Genomic DNA, 16,676 nt, shown 5'->3' with positions numbered 1-16,676 from the left:
GCGGCGGTTTAGTCGACGCGAGCCAGGTCGCCTTTCAGTGCGACGCCTGCGATCACGGCGCCGGCGTGGCACTCGTAGGTGCTGGCATCTTTGCGCTCGTTCTTCTTGTAGTAGCTGGCGATGTTGGTCACTGCGTTGGCATTGGCCCGGCGCGCAGCGTCCTGCAGGGTCAGCAGGGCCGACTGCAAGGCCCACTCACAGGCACCCTGGTCGGTCTTGTTGAAGGCATTGGTCTTCTTGTTGGTGACCGCGCCGGGCTGGATCACGCTGACCTTGCCGCGCGGCTGTACACCGGCCAAATAAAACTTCACCGAACCGTCGAGTTTCTTTTCGGCGAGCATTTGCTGGACGACCTTGTCGAAGGGCAGGTACAGCGCGGTATCGCGTGCCTGGCTGATGCCGGGCAGGGCGCAGAGCAGCAGGGCGGTGGTGGCAGTCCAGGTCTTCAGGCGCATCGGATCGTTCCTCGATCGGGGTGTGTTCAGGGCCAGCGGCGGAATATCAACGAAGTGTTGACGCCGCCGAAAGCGAAGTTGTTGTTCATCACATGCTGGTTGCTCATCCTGCGAAACTCGCCGCGCAGGTAGTCCAGCTCGCCGCAGCGGGGATCGATTTCATCCAGGTTGAGGGTGTGCGCATACAGGTCGCTGTTCATCATCTCGATGCTGAACCACGACTCCAGCGCGCCGCAGGCGCCGAGGGTGTGGCCGAGAAAACTCTTCTGCGAACTGATCGGCATGTGCGGGCCAAACAGGCTGCTGGTGGCCAGTGTTTCGGCAATATCGCCCTGTTCGGTAGCGGTACCGTGGCCGTTGACGTAGCCGATGGCCTCTGGCGCCAGAGCAGCGTCCTCCAGGGCCAGCTCCATGGCCCGGCGCATCGTGCTCTGCTCGGGGCGGGTGGTGTGCTGGCCATCGGCATTGCTACCAAAGCCGACGATCTCGGCGTGGATGCGCGCATCGCGGGCCAGGGCATGCTCGAGCTCTTCGAGCACCAGCATGCCGCCGCCTTCGCCGATCACCAGGCCGTCGCGACCATTGTCGTAAGGACGTGGGCTCAGCTGCGGGGTGTCGTTTTTCAGGCTGGTGGCGTACAGCGCATCGAACACCATCGCCTCGGTCGGACAGAGCTCTTCGGCGCCGCCGGCGAGCATCATCGGCAAGCGCCCGAACTTGATCGCTTCATAGGCATAACCAATGCCCTGGCTGCCGCTGGTGCAGGCGCTGGAGGTGGGGATCAGGCGCCCGGTCAGGCCGAAAAAGATGCTGATATTGGCAGCAGTGGTGTGCGGCATCATGCGCACGTAGGAGTTGGCGTTGAGGCCATCGGCTACCGAGTTGAGCAGCATGTTGCCGAATGCCTTGATCTCGTCGGTGCTGCCGGTCGACGAGCCGCAGGCCACGCCCATGCGGCCATCGCGGATGATTGGATCATCGAGCAGGCCGGCATCGGCCAGCGCCTGCTCGGCCGCAGCCACGGCCAGGCGCGATACCCGGCCCATACTGCGCAACTGCTTGCGGGTCCAGTGGCCGGGCACCTTGAAATCGTCGATCGGGCCAGCAAGACGCGTGTTCAACTCGCTGAAGCGATCCCATTCAGCCATGCGCCGGATACCGCTGCGCTGGTTGGCGAAGTGGCCGGCGATGGTCGCCCAGTCGCTGCCCAGGGAGGTGATGCCGGCCATGCCGGTGACGACTACGCGACGCATCAGCACAACCCTCCGTTGACCGCCAGCACCTGGCGGGTGATGTAGGCGGCTTCCGCCGACATCAGGAAATTGACCACGCCGGCGACTTCCTCGGGCGTGCCCATGCGTCCGGCAGGAATCATCTTCATCAGCTCGTCGACCGGCACGTGCTCATCGAGCATGGCGGTGTCGATCAGCCCTGGGGCGACGCAGTTGACGGTGATCTGACGTTTGCCCAGCTCGATCGCCAGCGCCTTGGCCGCGCCGATCACGCCGGCCTTGGAGGCACTGTAATTGACCTGGCCGCGGTTGCCGATCAACCCCGAAACCGAGGTGATGCAGACGATCCGGCCCGGTTTGCGACGGCGGATCATGGGCATGCTCAGCGGATGCAGAACGTTGTAGAAACCGTCCAGGTTGGTCCGCAGGACCTGGTCCCAGTCAGCGTCGGTCAGCGCCGGGAAGGCGCCATCGCGGGTCAGGCCGGCGTTGCAGACCACGCCATAGTAGGCGCCGTGGGTCTCCACATCCTGTTCGAGGATGGCCCGGCAGGCTTCGCGGTCGGCTACGTCGAACTGCAGCACCCGGGCCTGTTGACCCATGGCGTGGATTTCGCCGGCAACGCCATCGGCTTCGGCACGGCCACTGCGGCAATGCAGCACCAGGTCATAACCGGCACGCGCCAGGCGCAGGGCGATCGCTCGGCCGATGCCGCGGCTCGACCCGGTGACCAGGATGGTATCAGTCATGGCAAGGTTCCTCAGGGGCTGCTTCGGTCAGGTAACCAGCGACCTGTGGCGGGCGATAGACATTCAGGCGGGCGCTGGCATGCAGCCCCGGACCGCGCAGGTGACACTCGAACACACCCATGCCGTTGTCGTCTTCCAGCGAGCGCAGGGCGTGGATGTGCAACTCGGCGCCGGCAGGGAAGTGTTCGACATCACATTGGTAGTTGCGCGTGCCGAGGAGAAACCCCAGCTCCACCGGCCGGCCATCGCGACGGGCGCGGCAACCGGCATAGGCGGCAACGCTCTGCGCCATCAGCTCCAGGCCGAGCCAGGCCGGCAGGCTGCCGTCGGCGCGGTTGAACAGGCCGCCAGGGCGCACTGTGCTGCGGGTGTGGATCTGCTCGTCGTCGCAGCTGTCGACCTGATCGATCAGGATCATGTCGCCGGCATGCGGCAGCAGTTCGGCCAGAGGCCAGGCAATCATGGGGTGTCTCCAACAATCAGGCTGACATTGTTGCCGCCGAAGGCGAACGAGTTGCTCATTATCCGGCGTGGCCGCGCCGCATGCATCCGCTGCGTGCCGTCGACCAGATTAAGGGCAGGCAGGTGCGGGTCGGCCTGGCCGTCCCAGACATGCGGTGGCAACTGGCCGTGCGGGTTGTGCTCACTCAGGCTCAGCCAGCAGAAGGCGGCTTCCAGCGCGCCGGCGGCGCCTAGGGTGTGGCCGGTCATCGGTTTGGTCGACGAGCAGGCCAGCTGCGCGCCGAACAGGCCGTGCACCGCCAGGCTTTCCATGGCGTCGTTGTGCTCGGTGGCGGTGCCGTGCAGGTTCAGGTAGTCGATCTGTTCGGGCGCGAGGCCGGCGTTGTTCAAGGCCAGGGCCATGGTTTGCCGCGCGCCGGCGCCGCTCGGGTCAGGCGCTGAAATATGGTAGGCATCGCTGCTGGCGCCAGCGCCGAGCAGGGCCAGTGAAGGGCCATCGGTATTACGCTCTGCGGTCATCAGAAACAGCGCAGCCGCTTCGCCGATATTGATCCCGTCACGGTTCTGCGAGAACGGATTGCAGCGTGCCTGGCTGATCGCCTCAAGGGAGTTGAAGCCGTTCAGGGTCAGGCCACAAAGGCTGTCGACGCCGCCGCACAGCACCGCATCGCAGACGCCCAGCTCGAGCAGGCGCCGGGCGCTGAGCAAGGCCCGCCCGCTGGAGGTGCAGGCGGTGGAAATCACATAGGCCGGGCCGCTCAGTTGCAGCCAGTCGGCAAGGAATTCTGCCGGCGCGCTGAGGGCTTGCTGGTCGTAGCGATAGTCCGGCGGAAACTGCCCGCTCCGGCGCTGCTGGGCGATGGCTGCGCTGCCCTCGGCAATCCCCGAGGTGCTGGTGCCGAGCACCACCGCGATACGCTGCGCGCCGAACCGGGCGATAGCCTGGCGGATTGCCGGCTCGATCTGCATAGCGGCGCTGTAGAGCAATTGATTGTTGCGGCTGTGCTGCGTTGGCAGCGGCACCGCCGGCAGCTCAGCTTGCACCGCGCCGACGGTCGGACAGCGCTCCGGGATCCACCCAGGTTGGGCCTGCATGCCCGAACAGTCACCGGCAAACAGGCGTGCGGCGACCTCAGCCTGGCCACGGCCGAGGGCGCAGGTCAGGCCCAGCGCATTCAGGTAGGCGGTCATGGCAGGCGCTCGCTGGGTAGGGGGCCGACTAGATAACGCAGGCCGTGGGCCAGTTTCAAGTCAAAAGCGCCCGGCGGCCGATAGCTGACCTGCCAACGCTCGCCCAACCAGCGCTGCTGGCCTTGTTCGCGGGCATCCGGGTAGAGCTGCGCCAGTTGCTCGGAGGGGGTCAGAGCAAACAGCAGCGCGGCAAACAGCTCGCGTGCCGGCGGATTGGGTGGCAACAGGCCGTCGGCCTGCCAGTGTTGACCATCGAACAACTGGCGTGCCTGGGGGATACCCAGCAGATCGAGTAGCGACCAGCGCAGTTGGCCGTTCTCGGCCTGCACCACGAGCATCCAGTCCTGGCGCTCGCCGGCCTGCTCGCGCTGCACGTGCAACTGCTGGGGCAACTGCAACTGCGGCATCTGCGCGGGCAGCGGCGCGCGGCTGCTGCAGGCGGCCAGCACCAGGCACAGCGTCGCCAGCAGCAGCGCCCTCATGGCTGCACCAGCGGCTTGCGGGCGACCACATTGACCAGGGTTTCTTCGCGCTGGCCCGGCGCGGGCGGCTTGCGCAGGCGCAGCCGTTCGAGCAGGCCGAAGTCCTTGGCGCGGCTCCACCACAGGTACGGGTAGGAGACATTGCGCGCGGTGAAGGCAAAGCCCTGTTCGCGCAGCATCTGCAGATAACCCTCGGCACTCTTCTGTACATGCATTGGGTGGCGGAACAGCCAGCGGATCACCCAGGTGTCGATATAGGCTTCGGTGGATTCGGCGAACAGCAGATAACCACCAGGCTTAAGCACCCGCCAGAACTCGGCGAGGGCCTGGTCCTGTTCCACCAGATGGTGAAAGGTCTGATGGCAGAAGACGATATCGACGCTGGCGTCTGCCAGCTGCAGTTGGGCGCAGTCGCTGCCCAGCAGCTCGACCGTAAGGCCCTGGCGCGCAGCTTCGGCGTCGCTTAGTTGCAGGCTGTGCGGGTCGGCATCGATACCGATCAATCGGCCGGGCGCAAACACTCGCTGCAGATGCTTGAACGATTTGCCCTGGCCGCAGCCGGCATCGAGCAGCACCGGCGCCGCTGGCAGCGGGCTGTCGAACAACTGACGCAGGTCGTCGATCGCCACCCGTAGTACGTGATGCTGCCAGGTGTGGCTGCGCAGGAACCAGAAACCAAAGCGAGTTTCTTCGACATAGCTGGCGCTGAGGAACGGAGGCTGACTCATGCCTGGCCCCTCGCGCAAAGCGCCGCCAGAGTCGCCAGCCGGCGCCGTGGTTCAGCCACGAACGGGTTGCGCTCATCCCAGGCGTAGCCAGCCAGAATCGAGCTGATCATGGCGCGAATCTGCGGCGAGCTGCCGGGGTGATAGATCACGTCCTGGAAGCTGCCGTCATACCAACCCTCGACATAGGCGCGGAAGGTATCCACCCCACGTTTGAGCGGCTCGGCAAACTCCCGCTGCCAGTCGACCGCTTCGCCGCGCAACTGGCGGTCGAGCAGGGCGGCAGCCATGCTGGCCGAGCGCATGGCAATGGTGACTCCGGACGAAAATACCGGGTCGAGAAACTCTGCGGCGTTGCCGAGCAGGGCAAAGCCGTTGCCATGCAGGGTTTTGACGTTGGCCGAGTAGCCGCCGATGGTCCGCGCCGGGGTGTCCCACACGGCGTTGGCCAAGACCTTGGCCAGGCTTGGCGTCTGCGCCACGAAATGCTGCAGGCAGGCGTCCAGATCGGTCGGCGCTGCAGCAAAGCGCTCGGCGGCCGCGACGACACCCAGCGAGGCGCGACCGTCGCTGAACGGGATGGTCCAGAACCAGATGTCGCGGTGTTCCGGGTGGGTGGTGATAAGGATCTTGTTGCGGTCGAAGCCGGGCAGATCGATGCGGTCTTCGATGTGGGTGAATACTGCCTGGCGCACCGGGAAATTCGACGGTGCTTCCAGGTCGAGCAGGCGCGGCAACACGCGGCCATAGCCGCTGGCATCGAGGACGAAGTCGGCCTGCACTTCGTATTCGCTGGCGTCTGGCCGGCGTGCGCGCAGGCGTGGCTGCGCAGCGCTCATGTCGGCGCTGATGATCTCGTGCTCGTAGCGGATTTCCACGCCCTGGGCCTCGGCCTGGTCGGCCAGCAGCTTGTCGAACCGCGCCCGTTGGACCTGGAAGGTACTCGGCCGGCCCTGGCTGAAGGTTTCGCCGAAATCAAACGCACTGTACTCATCACCCCAGGCAAAGGCGGCGCCGTCCTTGTACTGGAAACCCGCCGCTTCGAGCGCTTCGAGCATGCCGGCTTCTTCGACAAAGTCGATGCAGTGCGACAGCAGGCTTTCGCCAATGGAGAAGCGCGGGAAGCGCTGGCGCTCGATGATCAGCACGTCGTGGCCACGGCGCTTGAGCAACGCGGCAGCGATGGCGCCCGAGGGGCCAGCGCCAATGACCACGACCTGGTGGTGTTGCAGTTCACAGTTCGGCATGTGGCCTCCTTGGCGGTGTGAGGGAAGTCTGCGGGATGCGATGCAGGCCGGCGAAGGCAGGCATGAGGGTAGCGATCAGGCTCATCAGCATCAGCGCGAAGTACAACGCCGGGCTGATCAGCTGCTGGGTCAGCAACAGATTGAGAAAAACGATTTCGCTGAGACCGCGGATGTTCAGCAGCAGGCTCTCGCGCCACTTGCTGGCGCCGGCGAACGAGGCGGTCGCCCAGCTCAAACCGAGCCAGTTACCGAGCAGCTTGCTCAGGATCGGCAGCACCAGCAGCGCCAGCAGCTGGCTGGCGTCGAAGCCTGCGAAGGCATGCTGCAGGTCGATCTGGACCACGCCGTAGGTGAGGATCAGCGGCACGGCCAGGCCTTGTTGCAGGCGGCGGTTGCTGGCGTCTGGCAGCGGCAGGCGTAGCTGCAGGCCAAGCACGCGCAAGCAGGCCAGGTAGCCAACGCCGAAGATCAGCGCGTTGAGCCGGTAGTGCTCGGCGGCAACCAGCAGTAGCAGGAACACCAGGCCGTATAGACGGGGCGCGCGCAGGCCCAGCCCTCGCAGCACTACCGGCGTCAGCGCCGCCAGCGCCGGCACGGCCAGGCTGCTCGGCTGCAGGCTGCCCTGGCCCATGCCGAGCAACAGCCAGCAGGCCAGGTCGATGACGATCGCGGCCTGCAGCAGGCGCTGGCTGGCGGCTGGCGGGTAGTCGATGGCGCGCAGGTACAGGTACAGCACTGGGATTGCGGTGATGGCGAACACCAGGCCCATGGCCAGGGCGCTGACCCCGCTCAGTTCAAGCAGCCACAGCGCGCAGGCCAGGCCGCAGGCAAACGGCACGGCGAAGCTGGGCAGGGCGATCTTCAATGCTTGCGGGTCGAGGCGCAGCTGCGCGACGTCAGCAAGAATGTGCCCCAGCAACAGGGCAAAGCTGCAGCCGTAGAGGGTCTTCAGCCAGCTCGGGGCGATCAGCTGGGCGCCGTCAAGCTGCCAGTGCGGTTGTACCCACAACAGCATCAGCAGCGGCAGCACCAGCGCGGCCAACAGCAGCTGGCTGACGATAGGGATAAGCCCCAGGCGTTTGCCGAATGCGCTGGCCACGGCAAACAAGGCCAGGGCCATGAGCCAGAACAGGACGATGCTCATGGCTGCACCGCCGGCGTCTCGCGTGCCGCGGCCCACGGCGCCAGCAGGAAACTGAAGATCAACCCGAGGCTGACGGCCATGCCGAAGTTGCTCACCGCAGGCGTCTGCGACAGCGCCAGCAGGCCGAACGACAGCCAGGTGGTCAGAGCCGCCAGCAAGGTGCCGAGCAGGCTCACCGCAGCCCCGCCGATACGCTCGTGCATGAGGATGGCGTAGTCGACGCTGATGGCCGTGACCAGCAACAGGCCAAACAGGCTGAACAGTGTCAGCGGTTGCCCCAGCCAACCGAGGCTGGCCAGGCTGCATAACGCTGCCAGCAGCGGCAGGGCGACAATGCGCAGCGAACCGCGCAGGCCGAACGGGACTGCCAGCAGCACCAGGATCAGTGCGCAGGACAGCAGCTTGAGCTCGGCGGCGCTGATCTGGGTGGCGGCGAACAGTTGATTGAGTTCGCCGAGCCGGTCGACCAGTTGCACGCCATCCAGGCCGTCGGTCTGCAAGCGCAGCAGGCTGGCATCGCTCAGGCCTTGCAGACTGACGATGGCGGCGACGCCGGTAGCGTCCTGGCCAAGCCAGAGCGGTCGCCAGGCTTCAGCAAGCGGTCCGGCGAGGGCCTGCTCGATGCTCAGGGGCGGCAACGTTTGCAGCTGTTGCAGCTGGGTTTGCAGGCCGGCTTGCGGCACACCGAGTTCAACCAGCGGCTGCCAATAGTCGCTCAGGTGGGCCAGCGCCTGCCGGGTTTGTGCCTGCTGCTCAGGGCTGGCGACGATCTGCGAGAGGCTCAGATAACCCTTGAGCTTGCCTAGGTCATGCAGCTCGTCGAGCTTGGCCGACAGCGCCTGCAGGCGCTGGAACAGTTGCTCTTGATCAGCTCCGCGCACCAGGTAGAACTGACTGGTTGGCTGGTAGCCGGTGATGCGTGCGACTGCCTGGGCTTGCTCTTGCAGTTGCGGCGGGCTCGCTACCCATTGGCGGATGTCGTTGCGCGTGTCCAGCTGCCACAGCCCAGCGCCGCAAAACAGCAGCACCAGCACCAGCAGCACTGCGCTGGGCACTCTGCGCAACAGCCGCTCGCGCCAGTCGGTGAGGGCTTGCGCGATGCCTAGCGGCCACTGCGCCGGCTTCAGCTCGACCTGGCCCAGCAATGCCGGCAGCAGGCACACCGCGCACAGGTAGGCGCCGATCAAGCCGGCGGCCGAGAACGCGGCAATCTGGGTCAGGGCCGGAAACGGCGTGAACGCCAGCGCCAGATAACCGATGCAGCTGGTCGCCAGGCTCAGGCTCAGCCCTGGCAGGGTCAGGCGTACCGCCGGCCAACTGCGCCATGGCTTGAGGCTCCAGCTCTTCGACAAGTAATGCAGCGGGTAATCCACCGCTACGCCGATCAGGCTCGAACCGAGTACCAGAGTCATCACGTGCATGTGGCCGAACAGCGCCACGCACACCACCGAGCCGAACAGCATGCCGGTCAGCACCGGCACGAACGCCAGCAGGGCCCGCCAGCGACGAAACGCCAGCAGCAGCAACAACAGAATGCTCAACGTCGCGCCACCGCCGACCCAGGTGATTTCGCGGCTGGCCTGCTGCTGGCCGGCGGCCGCGTACAGCAGGCCACTGGCGGCCAGCAACTGGGCGCCATGCGGTTCGGCCTGGCGGCGGGCGTCAGCCAGCAGCTCGGCCACCTGCAGCGGTAGCTTCATATCGAAGGCAGTACCCAGGGTGCGCGCCCGCAGCAGCACCCACTGGCGGCCATCGGCCTGCGCGATCAAGGCGCCACTGGCCGTGTCCAGTTCGATATTGTCGGGTTTCGGCTGGCTGTTCTGAATACGCCCGGTCAAGCCCAGCCAGTCGTCCTGGGCAGGCACCAGGCTGAACCCGGAAAACGGGTCAAACAGGCTCTGCACGCGCTGCTCGATGAATGCCGCGGGCCGTTCGCGCAGCTGCGCGCGGTCAGCTGCCGAGAGCATCGCCACGCGGCCGGCGAGCAACTGCTCGCGGACCGCGCCGAGGTCTGTCTGCAGGCTCCACTGCACGCGCTCGAACAGTCCGCTGGCCTGCCATTGGCCGGCCAGTTGTTCGGCAAGGGCCAGCGCTTGCTGGCGTTCGGCGTGGCCAACCAGCACCAGTACCTCGCGGTTCAGTGGCTCTTGCACGCGCAGTTCGGCGCGCTTGACCAGGGCGTCTTCGGTGGCGCCCGGCACCAGCGCCATCAGGTCGGCCGACAACGGCGCGCCGCGCTGCCATTGCCAGCCGGCGATGGCCAGCATCACCAGCAGCAGGGCGAGAAAGCCGCGCGGCAACCAGCGTTCAATCGACAAAATCGCTGCGCTCCGTGTCGCTGAGGGCGGCGGCGCCATGGCTGTCGGTCATGCGCAGCAGCGTGCTGTCGCCCTGGGTTTCACTGAGCTGAATCTGTTCGACGAACTGCCCGCCGCTGATGTCGATGCGGGTGAAGATCTGTTTGAGCAGCAGCGAACGCGGGGTCAGTTGCAGCTGCCAGTGCGTGGCGTCACCGCTCAGGCTCAGTTCGAAGTCGCGCTTGAGACCGGCACTGTCGCCTTGCAGCACGGCAAAGAACAGCCGGTTCTGCTCGGCGCCGGCACTGGCGCTGGGCAGGCGCTGCCAGCCGCTCGGATCACGCCGGGCAATGCCGTTGGCGTCGATCCGGTAGTCCTGGCGCAGCGGCGTCTGCAACAGCCACAACAAACCATGCTCGCGGGCCAGCACGAACTGGCCCTTGCTCAGCAACGGCTGGGGCAGGGCGCGCAGGTGCTTTTCCTGAATGAACGGGCCTTTGACCACCGCCGGCGCGCTGAGCTGGCGCTGCAGGTCATCAAGGCTGAATGCTTGCGCCAGCGGGCTGAGCAGGCTCAGGGCAAGGGTGAGCAGTGTGCACAGGCGCTTCATGGCAAAACCCTCTGCACGGCGTCGAGCATGACCTGCGGCGAGGCCAGTTGCATTTCGCCGCTGTCGATGTGCACCGCGACCTGCACCGTGCTCGCGCGGGTCATCCGCTCGCCGGTTTCGGCGTCGCTGATCAGGTAATGAATCTTCAAGCGGTTTTCCCACTCGACCAGGCTCGCGCGCACGGTCAAGCGCTGGCCAAAGGTGGCGCCGCGGATATAACGCAGCTGCAGGTCGATCACCGGCCAGGCAAAACCGCTCGCCTGCATCTGCACGTAGTTGTGGCCGAGCTGGTCGAGCAGCGCGCAGCGGGCCACTTCCAGGTATTTGACGTAATGGCCGTGCCAAACCACATGCATGCTGTCGACGTCGAAAAACGGCACCAGCACTTCAGTGTCGACGTGGATCACTCCCGCACTACGCATGCAACCTCCAGTGACGTTGGCCGATGCGCAGCAGGCAGTGGCGCAGGTCGGCTTCCAGCGCGCGGTCTTCGATCACCGGGACGAACTCGACGAGCAGGGCTTCGTGCATCTGCGCCAGTGCTGGCGGCAGTGCATGGCTTTCTGCCTGGCGGGCACGCAGCCACACGCCCTGGTTCGCCGCCAGCAGGGTCGCAGCGGCAACCTGCTCGGTCAGCTCCAGCACGCGCAGGGCATCGCGCGCAGCGATGGTGCCCATGCTCACCTTGTCCTGGTTGTGGCATTCGGTGGAGCGCGAGAACACGCTGGCCGGCATGGTCAGCTTGAGCGCTTCGGCGGTCCAGGCGCTGGCGCCGATCTGCACGGCCTTGAAGCCATGGTTGATCATCGCCCGCTCGGCCGGGGCGCCCGACAGGTTGCTTGGCAGGCCGTGGTTGTAGCGGGTGTCGACCAGCAGCGCGAGCTGGCGGTCGAGCAGGTCGGCAACGTTCGCCACCAGGGTTTTCAGGCTGTCCATGGCAAAGGCGATATGGCCGCCATAGAAGTGCCCGCCATGCAGTACGCGCTCGGCGTCGCCGTCGATGATCGGGTTGTCGTTGGCGCTGTTCAGCTCGGTTTCGATAAAACCGCGCAGCCAGCCCAGGCTATCGGCCAGCACGCCCAGTACATGCGGCGCGCAGCGCAGCGAGTAACGGTCCTGCAGGCGGTGCAGCGGTGGCAGCGGGGCGTCGATGGCCAGGTCCTGGCGCAACCAGGCGGCGACTTGCGTCTGGCCAGGATGCGGCTTGGCGGCGAACAGGCGCTCGTCGAAGTGCTCCGGGTTGCCCTGCAGGGCGATCACGTTGAGGGCGGTGATGCGCGTGGCCAGTTGCAGCAGGTAGTCGGCGCGGGAGAAGGCCAGGCAAGCCAGGCCGGTCATCACCGCAGTGCCGTTCATCAATGCCAGTGCCTCTTTGGGGCGCAGCACCAAGGGCTGCCAGCCCAGCTCGCGGTGCACGTCGGCACTACTGCGGCGCTGGCCCTGGTAGCTGACCTCGCGCTCGCCGGACAGGGTCGCGGCGACGTACGACAGCGGCGTTAGGTCGCCGCTGGCGCCGACCGAACCTTCTTCCGGGATCAACGGCAGGATGTCGTGCTCGAGGAACGCGCGCAGGCGCTCCAGCAACTCCAGGCGCACCCCCGACACGCCGTGGCTCAGCGAGCGCAGGCGGGCCGCCAGCACGGCGCGCACCGCCGGTGCTTCGAGCAGGCGGCCCAGGCCGCAGCCATGGAAGGTGTACAGGTGCTGCGGCAGCGCTTCGACATGCTCCAGCGGCACGGCCACCACGCAGGAATCGCCGTAACCGGTAGTGACGCCGTAGATCACCCCTTCTTTGCTCAGCAGGGTGTCGAGAAAGCGCGCGCCACGAGCGATGCGTTCGCGGTAGGCGGCGTCGTCCTGCAAGTGGGCGCTGGCCCGGCGTTCGGCCAGGGCTACAACAGCTTCGATGGCCAGGTGCGACTCACCGAAAGTTACAGGCTCATGCGGATGCATCGTCGTCGGTCTTCCAGAAAGGGTAGAAGTTGAACCACTGCAGCGGCGCTTGGCTGCAGTAGTGCGCCAGGCGTTGCGCATAGCGCGTGGTCCATTCGGCAATCACTTGGTCGCGCTGGCCGCGGCGCCATTGCACACGCTCGGCAAAGGGTTCGAGGGTGACTCGGTAGCGGCCTTGCAGCTTGAGGCAGAACAGCAGGTTGAGCGGGCAGCCAAGGATCCCCGCCAGCAGCCACGGCCCCTGCGGGAATGCGGCGCGGTGGCCGAGGAAATCCACCTCGACGGTACGCGCGCCATGCAGCGGTACCCGATCACCGGCAATCGCCAGCCATTCGCCGCGCTCGAGCCGTTCGGACAACTGCAGCATCACTGCCGGGTCCAATTCGCTGACCTGAATCAGGCGCAGATTGGTCGCGCCGGCCTCGCCCAGCAGGCGGTTGAAGCGCTCGGCGTGGCGGGTGTGCACCAGCACGTTCATGGTCACCTGCTCGCCCAGTTCGGCCAGCGCCCGGCACACTTCAAGGTTGCCCAAGTGGGCGCCCACCAGCATCTGCCCGCGTTCGCCGCGCAATTGCGTGCGCAGTTGCGCTGGGTCGTCGATTTCGATGTCTTCCAGGCGCAGGCGGCCATTCCATACGTCGAGCTTGTCCAGCAGGGCGTCGGCGAACGCCATGAACTGGCGGAACACCTGCCACTGGCTCGGCGCCGGTGTCTGTCCGCCGTTGCATGCGCTGAGCCGTTGCTGGTATTGCCAGGCACTGCGCCGGGCGCGGCGGCCGAACAGGAAGAAGTAGCCGACGATGACGTGGATCAGCGGGCTCAGCACGCGCCGGCCAAGCAGCCGTACCAGCGTTGCGGTCAGCTTCATCAGCCAGAAACTGCCGCGCTCCTGATGCTGTGCCCAGTGCCGCGCAGGAGTAGTCATGCGCGCCACCTGCGCCAGACGATCAGCGGCGCGCGCAGCAGCATGCCGAAGAACAGCTTGGCGTGCATTGTCGAGATCAGCGCGTTGTCGTGCACCAGGCGAAAGTGCGACAGGCCGTCCTGCGGGTAGTGCACGCGGGTTGGCAGCCAGCGCATCGGCTGGTTGCGCCAGGCCAGGCGCACCAGGATCTCCGGATCGAAATCCATTCGCCGGCCAAGCTTGACGCTGTTGATCAGGGCCAGCGTGGCAGGCAGCGGGTAGACGCGAAAACCGCACATGGAATCGGGAATCTGCAGCGACAGGCTGTTGATCCACACCCATACATGGGTCAGGTAGCGCGCATACAGACGGCCCTTGGGCACGCTGGCGTCGTATTGCGGATAACCACACACCAGTGCCTGTGGATCATTCTGCGAAAGCTCAAGAAAACGGCCGATGTCGCCCAGGTCATGCTGGCCGTCGGCGTCTACTTGCAGTGCATGGCTGAAACCCAGCCGCGCCGCTTCGCGCAGGCCGGCCATCACCGCGCCGCCCTTGCCCTGGTTGACGCTCAGGCTGACCAGATAGATGTCCGTTTGAGTGGCCAGCTGTGCCAGCACTGAGGCGCATGCGGGGCTGCTGGCGTCGTCAACCAGCACGCAGGGCAGCCCGGCGCGCTGCAGGTCGCTGACTACTGCTGGCAGCGCGTGCTCGTGGTTGTATACCGGGATCACTGCGCAAGGCTTATGCATCGACCGTCTCCATCAGAATGCGGCCGCTGGAGCAGGCCTGCCCGGCGCAGGTGTAGGCGAAGTAGAGTTTGCCGCGCTCGCTGTCCCAGCGCAGGCTCAGCAGCACTTCGTCGCCGGGGCGCACCAGTTGCTGGAATTTGAGCACTTCCATGCCGGCAAAGCGGCGCTGGCCCGGCAGTAGTTCGCTGGCCAGGGCAATCGCCCAGTCGACCTGCACCACACCGGGCAGCACCGGCGTTTTCGGGAAGTGCCCGCTGAAGCAGGCCAGGTCCAGCGGCACGTGCAGTGTGAGCAGGTGCTGGTCCTGCTCCTGGCGCTGTTCGAGCAGCTCTGGCTGCATGCTGCGCGGGGCTTGCAGCAGCGCCTGCACCTGGGCCTCGGGCAGCTTGCCCTGGCTGGTCAACGGCAGCTGGCGCAGCAGTCGCCAGCGCCGCGGCAGAGCGACCGCTTCGCAATGATCGGCCAAGTGCCGTCGCAGGCCTTCGATCAACGCGCGTCGGCCCTGATTGCGCAGGGCGTGCAGGCCGCTGGCCGACAACACCAGCAAGGCGCCGAGGTAGGCGCGGCCCTGTTCGAGCATGCCCAGCCGCGCTTCGCTGACCCAGGCATGGCTGCACAGCGCTTGTTCGAGCAGGGGCAGCGACACACGTTTTTCTTCCAGCTTGACGATCCGGTCGAGCCGGCCGAGCAGGCGCAGGCGCCCGTCGGTGCTGAACTGGACCGCATCGGCCGTTTGCTCGACATGCCCGACGGGCAGGTAGGGTGAGGCAATGCGCAGGGCGCCGTGCGCGTCCTGGCTCAGTTGCACCTCGGCAAAGGGCTGCCACAGGGTGTCGCCCTGACGCCAGGCGATACCGCCGGTTTCAGAGCTGCCGAAGATCTCGGTCGGCCATTGGCCGAGCAACTGCTGCAGGCGCTGGCCGGCTTCGGCGGGCAGGGCGCCGCCGGAGGTGAACACCCGGCGCACGTGGCCCAGCGCTGGCCAGTCGAGGTTGTCACCCATGCGTTTGAGCAGGGCCGGGCTGGCCACCCAGGCGAAGTCTGCATGTTCACGGCTGGCCCGTTGCAGGTCTTCGGGGAACGGCAGTTGGCGGCGCTCGAAGCCGCGCCCCGCGCACAGTGGCCAGAGCACGCGGAACAGCAGGCCATAGATGTGCTGGGTGGCGACGCTGCCAATGATCCAGGCCTCGCCCAGGCTGGCGCCCCACAGTGCCTGCAGCGCGCTGACTTCATTGGCCAGTTGGCTCAGCTGCTTGTCGATGCGCTTGGGCTCGCCGCTGGAGCCGGAGGTGCACAGGCTGATCGAGCAGGTGTGCGGGTCGAGGTCGGCTGCCGGCAGTGGCTCACCGAGCAGGCTGAGCAATGAATGATCGCCGGCCTGGTCGCTGAGCCACAGGTCGACCTGCTCGCTCCAGCGCGCCCGCGTGGCGGCTTGCAGATCGGCTGGCAGCAACACGGTGACGCCAGCGCGCCAGCCGCCGAGCAGGGCGATCGCCAACTCGGCGGCGTCTTCCAGGTGCACCGCCAGGCGCTGCACGCCGCGCTGCTGCAGGCCACCGGCGAGGCGCAAGGCCTGGGTGCACAGCTCGGCGTGGTCGAGCGCCGGCGCCTGGGTCACCTGGCGCGGCGCATCCAGCGGGCGCAGCAGGTGGTGAAGATTGATCCAGTTCATGGGCGTCCTCGCACACGTTGTCTTGTCAGCCATTCGCCAGCGAACAGCAGGCCCATCGCGATATAGGCGATCAGGCCGTTGTACAGGGTCCACCAGCTCAGTGGCGCCCACAGGGTCAGGCCCGCTGCGATCAGCCCGTTAAGCAGAAAGAACAGGCACCACACCTGCGTCACCCGACGGGTGTACTGCACCGCGCGCGCTGGCAAATCAGGCTCTTGCAGGCGTGCCAGGCGCTCGGCCATGGGCATGCCGTGGAGCAGGCTGGAGCCGAACAGGCCGAGCATGAAGGTGCTGATCAGCACCGGGTACCAGCGCAGCAGTTGGGCACTGTCGCTCAGCCCGAGCAGGGCGCAGAAGGCCAACGCCAGCGCGGCCATGCACAGGCTGGCGGGGCGACGCGGCGCGCTCAAGGCGCGGGCCAGCCACAGGCCACCCAGCAGCAGGGCGAACTGCCACGGGGCAAAGTGCGCCAGGCCGAAATGCACGGCAAACGGGTACAGCACCCCAGCCACGACCAGACCGAGGCCGATCAGGCGTTTCATGCGGCCGGGTTGACCAGGCGGAACACCGCTTCGACCACATCATTGACGGTGCGCACGGCCTTGAACTCTTCGGCGGCGATTTTCTTGCCGGTCTGGCGCTTGATGTGGTCGATCAGGTCGATCGCATCGATGCTGTCGATTTCCAGGTCCTGATACAGGTTGGCGTCCAGGGTTACGCGCTCTGGCTCCAGCTCGAACAGCTCGACCAGCGCATCGCGCAAAATATTGAAGATGTCTTCGCGGGTTTGCATGTGAGTTC

General features: G+C 66.3%; 18 protein-coding genes. All 18 read right to left on the bottom strand.

The features are described from left to right. Positions 1 to 8: 8 nt before the first annotated feature. Genes M2396_RS10415 through M2396_RS10330 form a run of 18 tightly spaced genes read right to left on the bottom strand, consistent with a single transcriptional unit; the run spans position 9 to position 16,668 of the window. Positions 9 to 455 carry an excinuclease gene (locus tag M2396_RS10415; RefSeq protein ID WP_101315533.1) on the bottom strand — a complete coding sequence of 149 codons (447 nt, stop codon included), beginning with the start codon at positions 453 to 455 and terminating at the stop codon, positions 9 to 11. 26 nt (positions 456 to 481) lie between these two features. Then, on the bottom strand, positions 482 to 1,708 hold the full coding sequence (locus tag M2396_RS10410; RefSeq protein ID WP_259074627.1) for a beta-ketoacyl-ACP synthase: 1,227 nt from the start codon (positions 1,706 to 1,708) through the stop codon (positions 482 to 484). Continuing rightward, positions 1,708 to 2,436 (bottom strand): 3-oxoacyl-ACP reductase FabG, encoded by a 729-nt coding sequence (gene fabG, locus M2396_RS10405; RefSeq protein WP_101315537.1) that lies wholly within the window; start codon positions 2,434 to 2,436, stop codon positions 1,708 to 1,710. Before fabG ends, M2396_RS10410 begins: the two co-directional genes overlap by 1 nt. Then, the gene (locus M2396_RS10400) at positions 2,429 to 2,899 is read right to left on the bottom strand and encodes a hotdog family protein (RefSeq protein WP_150570366.1); all 471 of its coding nucleotides are present in this window, start codon (positions 2,897 to 2,899) and stop codon (positions 2,429 to 2,431) included. The genes fabG and M2396_RS10400 overlap by 8 nt, the downstream gene beginning before the upstream one ends. Further along, complete coding sequence (locus M2396_RS10395) at positions 2,896 to 4,089, bottom strand: beta-ketoacyl-[acyl-carrier-protein] synthase family protein (RefSeq protein ID WP_259074625.1); 1,194 nt, start codon at positions 4,087 to 4,089, stop codon at positions 2,896 to 2,898. Before M2396_RS10395 ends, M2396_RS10400 begins: the two co-directional genes overlap by 4 nt. Then, positions 4,086 to 4,571: a hypothetical protein gene (locus tag M2396_RS10390; RefSeq protein WP_259074623.1), complete on the bottom strand. Its 486-nt coding sequence runs from the start codon at positions 4,569 to 4,571 to the stop codon at positions 4,086 to 4,088. Before M2396_RS10390 ends, M2396_RS10395 begins: the two co-directional genes overlap by 4 nt. Next, on the bottom strand, positions 4,568 to 5,299 hold the full coding sequence (locus tag M2396_RS10385; RefSeq protein WP_259074621.1) for a class I SAM-dependent methyltransferase: 732 nt from the start codon (positions 5,297 to 5,299) through the stop codon (positions 4,568 to 4,570). The genes M2396_RS10390 and M2396_RS10385 overlap by 4 nt, the downstream gene beginning before the upstream one ends. Then, positions 5,296 to 6,543, bottom strand: a complete 1,248-nt coding sequence (locus tag M2396_RS10380; protein WP_259074618.1) for an NAD(P)/FAD-dependent oxidoreductase — start codon at positions 6,541 to 6,543, stop codon at positions 5,296 to 5,298. Before M2396_RS10380 ends, M2396_RS10385 begins: the two co-directional genes overlap by 4 nt. Further along, entirely contained in the window at positions 6,530 to 7,687 is a 1,158-nt protein-coding gene (locus M2396_RS10375; RefSeq protein WP_259074615.1) for a sodium:proton antiporter, read from the bottom strand. Before M2396_RS10375 ends, M2396_RS10380 begins: the two co-directional genes overlap by 14 nt. Then, the gene (locus tag M2396_RS10370) at positions 7,684 to 10,044 is read right to left on the bottom strand and encodes an MMPL family transporter (RefSeq protein WP_409035095.1); all 2,361 of its coding nucleotides are present in this window, start codon (positions 10,042 to 10,044) and stop codon (positions 7,684 to 7,686) included. The genes M2396_RS10375 and M2396_RS10370 overlap by 4 nt, the downstream gene beginning before the upstream one ends. Next, entirely contained in the window at positions 9,995 to 10,594 is a 600-nt protein-coding gene (locus M2396_RS10365; RefSeq protein ID WP_150570359.1) for an outer membrane lipoprotein carrier protein LolA, read from the bottom strand. The genes M2396_RS10370 and M2396_RS10365 overlap by 50 nt, the downstream gene beginning before the upstream one ends. Further along, the gene (locus M2396_RS10360; protein ID WP_103435713.1) at positions 10,591 to 11,016 is read right to left on the bottom strand and encodes a thioesterase family protein; all 426 of its coding nucleotides are present in this window, start codon (positions 11,014 to 11,016) and stop codon (positions 10,591 to 10,593) included. Before M2396_RS10360 ends, M2396_RS10365 begins: the two co-directional genes overlap by 4 nt. Then, positions 11,009 to 12,547: a histidine ammonia-lyase gene (gene hutH / locus M2396_RS10355; protein WP_259074609.1), complete on the bottom strand. Its 1,539-nt coding sequence runs from the start codon at positions 12,545 to 12,547 to the stop codon at positions 11,009 to 11,011. The genes M2396_RS10360 and hutH overlap by 8 nt, the downstream gene beginning before the upstream one ends. Then, the gene (locus tag M2396_RS10350) at positions 12,534 to 13,472 is read right to left on the bottom strand and encodes a glycosyl transferase (protein ID WP_150573367.1); all 939 of its coding nucleotides are present in this window, start codon (positions 13,470 to 13,472) and stop codon (positions 12,534 to 12,536) included. The genes hutH and M2396_RS10350 overlap by 14 nt, the downstream gene beginning before the upstream one ends. Next, positions 13,469 to 14,203 (bottom strand): glycosyltransferase family 2 protein, encoded by a 735-nt coding sequence (locus tag M2396_RS10345; protein WP_150570355.1) that lies wholly within the window; start codon positions 14,201 to 14,203, stop codon positions 13,469 to 13,471. The genes M2396_RS10350 and M2396_RS10345 overlap by 4 nt, the downstream gene beginning before the upstream one ends. Continuing rightward, a complete protein-coding gene (locus M2396_RS10340) occupies positions 14,196 to 15,875 on the bottom strand; it encodes an AMP-binding protein (RefSeq protein WP_259074605.1) in 1,680 nt (559 codons plus the stop codon). Before M2396_RS10340 ends, M2396_RS10345 begins: the two co-directional genes overlap by 8 nt. After that, on the bottom strand, positions 15,872 to 16,417 hold the full coding sequence (locus M2396_RS10335) for a hypothetical protein (protein WP_101315564.1): 546 nt from the start codon (positions 16,415 to 16,417) through the stop codon (positions 15,872 to 15,874). The genes M2396_RS10340 and M2396_RS10335 overlap by 4 nt, the downstream gene beginning before the upstream one ends. Continuing rightward, positions 16,414 to 16,668, bottom strand: coding sequence for an acyl carrier protein (locus M2396_RS10330; RefSeq protein WP_101315566.1), 255 nt, complete (start codon positions 16,666 to 16,668; stop codon positions 16,414 to 16,416). The genes M2396_RS10335 and M2396_RS10330 overlap by 4 nt, the downstream gene beginning before the upstream one ends. Between the last annotated feature and the right edge of the window lie 8 nt (positions 16,669 to 16,676).

Source organism: Pseudomonas sp. BIGb0278, from assembly GCF_024809895.1.
Lineage (GTDB): Bacteria > Pseudomonadota > Gammaproteobacteria > Pseudomonadales > Pseudomonadaceae > Aquipseudomonas > Aquipseudomonas shirazensis.
This window is presented reverse-complemented; position numbering and strand designations above follow the sequence as displayed.